This window comes from Planktothrix sp. PCC 11201 (assembly GCF_900009135.1).
GTDB lineage: Bacteria > Cyanobacteriota > Cyanobacteriia > Cyanobacteriales > Microcoleaceae > Planktothrix.
In genome coordinates this window covers 1-212 of sequence record NZ_LT797776.1, presented here as the reverse complement: position 1 = coordinate 212, position 212 = coordinate 1, and the positions used below count along the sequence as shown (strand labels likewise).

Annotated in this window: 1 protein-coding gene; it reads left to right on the top strand. The window is 47.2% G+C overall.

All coding sequences use genetic code 11. The features are described 5' to 3' along the window. Positions 1 to 212 (top strand): cadherin repeat domain-containing protein (locus PL11201_RS27275; RefSeq protein ID WP_234996851.1); only part of this gene is annotated, 212 nt, incomplete at both ends.

Below are 212 nucleotides of genomic sequence, written 5' to 3'. Positions count from 1 at the left end.
ATACCTTTACTTATAGTTTAGTCACGGGTACAGGCTCAACAGATAACACCGCCTTCGCTATTGTTGGCAACCAACTCAACATCAACGCCTCCCCCAACTTTGAAGCCAAGTCCAGTTATGCTATCCGAGTACGGACTACCGATCAGGGGGGACTAACTTACGAAACCCCATTGACGGTTACTGTTAATAACCTCAACGAAACTCCTACAGCC